This window comes from Bacillus sp. SRB3LM, from assembly GCF_015712745.1.
Classification (GTDB): Bacteria; Bacillota; Bacilli; order Bacillales; family Bacillaceae_G; genus Bacillus_A; species Bacillus_A thuringiensis_K.
The window spans coordinates 1-2,876 of the sequence record NZ_VWVQ01000107.1 but is presented as its reverse complement, the minus strand read 5'-3'; the positions used below and the strand labels follow the sequence as shown (position 1 = coordinate 2,876).

The window sequence follows — 2,876 nt, the reverse complement described above, 5'->3', positions numbered from 1 at the left end:
AGTATCAATAAAGACGATATTCTAACCAGCTTAACACGAGAAGACTCCTTGGAAAAATGAAGTATGACTGTCCTTATTCCCCCTTTTCGGGGGGGTGGGCAAAAACACCCAAAATGAAAATCCATAATATCATCACGCGACATACATCTAAATTGCTGTAAATGGCCTATAGTTATACTAAAAATGTAGGCTTACGCCTACTGACATTCATCTCCCACCTACCATTAGGCTAGTGCCCTTCACACGCGTGAGGGAGGAGTATTCTGTTAAAAAACGATAAATATCAACTGCTTGCCTAATATTCACACGAAATATATTGTCTTTTGGTAAAAGACAAACATTATAAAGCTGAAAATCCTTATATAAGGTAAAATAAATTCTGTATTAAATAATGTGATTCCTACTACATATTATAGGAAACATTTGAATAAAGGAGGGAAATGAGTGTAAAAGCCATTGTTTTTACATATTAAATGGAATGAGTTATTAAAAAACAAATAGTAATAGAGGTAACATAATGAAATCAGGTGATTTTGTCCTACATTTTCCTGAACTTGCTACAGTATTAGAGTTATTGCAAACTTTAAACTAATAAGAAATAGCACTACTCTTGTTAAGGACCTCACAAAGTTTTTGAGTTATCTTTTCATCAATAAAAAGATGATATAGTAGTAAATGTTCTATTAATTAAATCAAGTGAGGAGATTGATTTATGAAAAAAAGTATACCCAATTTACTGGTAGGCGGTATGGTATTGTTGAATGGTACACTTGTTTCCCAGCAAGCTTTTGCGGATACCTTAGATGGTCCAAAACTAAATTTACCAAAATATCAATATAGTTTGGATACAAATATAGGTGCTCCCAGTAAACCTATGCTAGATTTTATGATTAAACTATCTAATAGTGGTGCCTTAGATGAGCTGGAATATGCCTCTAATTCAAAAGTCGTTGGTCTCAAACATGATTTGGCTACTATTCAATCTATGTATCAGTTTACAGATGAGGAAATGGTATTCTTTAAGAAGTTTTTCAATTTACTTACAACGTTAGACTAATGTTTTGAAACCCTATTTCACCTTTCATCCATATATAAGATACGTATAATATTAAATTTACTATTATTCTTATAGGGAATTATGATGGGAATGTACCTAAACGTACAAAATCCCTGGAAGGATATGGGAAGTTCACTGCGAATGTTTTAGTGTATGCTATTTTAAGGAGAGGAAAAAGACGATGATTTTTCTTACAGGCATAGAACCACCTTTATATTAGTGATTCATTTCAAGGGTTCTGGTGCAAAAAATACAATACAACTATGTTCACACTGAATCTCCATCCTATGTACAACGGATGGAGATTCAGTGTGAAAAAATAACAGATTTCAAATGGAACCTATATTAGCATCAGAACCCAAAATCGTAATTGTGGATTTGAAAACCATCAAAATTCAGTAGGTGCTCCATACATACTAGGATATGCACCTATGGCAGCAAAAAAGGAAGGAACGTGTGAAAAATGAAAAAAAAGATAACCAGTGTACTAGCTTTAACAATTGCTGCAGCCTCATTGCCAGTAACAGCATTAGCTGCAGATAATTCTGCCCCTGTAACAAAAAATGGAGAAAGATTGAAATATAATACACCATACTATTTAAAAGATAAGAATTTACCTGATAAAGGTGGCGTCACATTTGAACATTGGGGCTTAGATGATTTTGTTCTTTTTGCTGAGTCTTCGACGGATAATGGAACTCCTATTATTTTTGAGAATAAAGATGGAGCAGATGGGTTCATCGAATCTAATGATGAGATTAGAATAAAATCAACTAAAGCGAATGAACCTGGCGTACAATATTGGGCACGTGATGCATTGTTTGATTCCATTTATTTAAATTATGACAATACGATAGACCATATAATTTATGGATCATCAGAAGATAATTCTATAGGTCTAGGAAGTTTTATGACTGGATTAGATCCAAATACAGGTAAGATGTTTTATAATTTTTTGGAATATAAAGGAGGTAATGAGAAAAAAGCTTGGATGAAATCGGGGAGTTTTCAGTATGTATCTAATCCTGGTAATGGCAGATTCACGCTACCATTAGATGATAAGCAAACACCTTTTGAAGTGATGGAAGCTAGCGAATAAATTGACTTTGCTGCGAAGTTAAAAAATGGCCCCAAGTAATGAATACACGATACATCTTTGGAGATATTTTCTAGGTTCTGGTGCAAAAAATCGAAATGGTTTGAAAGTATTCTTTCAAACTAGATTATACTACTACTTAAAAAGGTGTGTGACCAGTATGGAACAAGAAAATATATTCAAATGGAAACATTACCAATCAGATATTATTTTGCTAACAGTACGTTGGTACCTACGGTAAAACTTAAGCCTTCATGATTTAGTGGAATGATGGAAGAACGAGGATTCTCCTTATCCCATACAATTATTATCCGTTGAATTCATCAATATGGACCAGAATTAAATGAGTGGATTCGAGCACATTTGAAATTAATCAATAATTCTTGGCGAGTGGATGAAACATACATCAAAGGAGACAAGATGTACTTATATCGCGCAATCGATTCCGAAGGAAATACGATCGATTTTTATTTAAGTCGGAAACGAGATGCGAAGGCTGCCAAGTGTTTTCTAAAGAAAGCCCTGGCTTCTTGTCATGCCACAAAGCCTCGTTCAATAATTACTGATGGAGATAAGGCCTATCTTGTTGCAATACGTGAACTAAAGGAAGAGAAATGTATACCGCATGTTATACCACTTCGTGTAAAAAAATATTTAAACAATATCATTGAGCAAGATTATCGATTTATCAAAAAACGGATTCGGAATATGCTTGGATTGAAA

Annotated in this window: 2 protein-coding genes and 1 pseudogene; all 3 read left to right on the top strand. The window is 33.8% G+C overall.

Annotated elements, in window-relative coordinates:
- The first annotated feature begins 712 nt into the window (after positions 1–712).
- Complete coding sequence (locus tag F3I02_RS32305) at positions 713–1,057, top strand: hypothetical protein (protein ID WP_196477897.1); 345 nt, start codon at positions 713–715, stop codon at positions 1,055–1,057.
- A gap of 463 nt (positions 1,058–1,520) precedes the next feature.
- Positions 1,521–2,156: a hypothetical protein gene (locus tag F3I02_RS32300; protein WP_196477898.1), complete on the top strand. Its 636-nt coding sequence runs from the start codon at positions 1,521–1,523 to the stop codon at positions 2,154–2,156.
- Positions 2,157–2,313: 157 nt separating this feature from the next.
- Positions 2,314–2,876, top strand: a pseudogene (locus F3I02_RS32295) (IS6 family transposase); the annotation flags it as partial.

What these genes read in the sequence shown, in the direction of transcription:
- F3I02_RS32305 (WP_196477897.1), top strand. Translation starts at nt 713, where the DNA reads ATGAAAAAAAGTATACCCAATTTACTGGTAGGCGGTATGGTATTGTTG.
- F3I02_RS32300 (WP_196477898.1), top strand. Translation starts at nt 1,521, where the DNA reads ATGAAAAAAAAGATAACCAGTGTACTAGCTTTAACAATTGCTGCAGCC.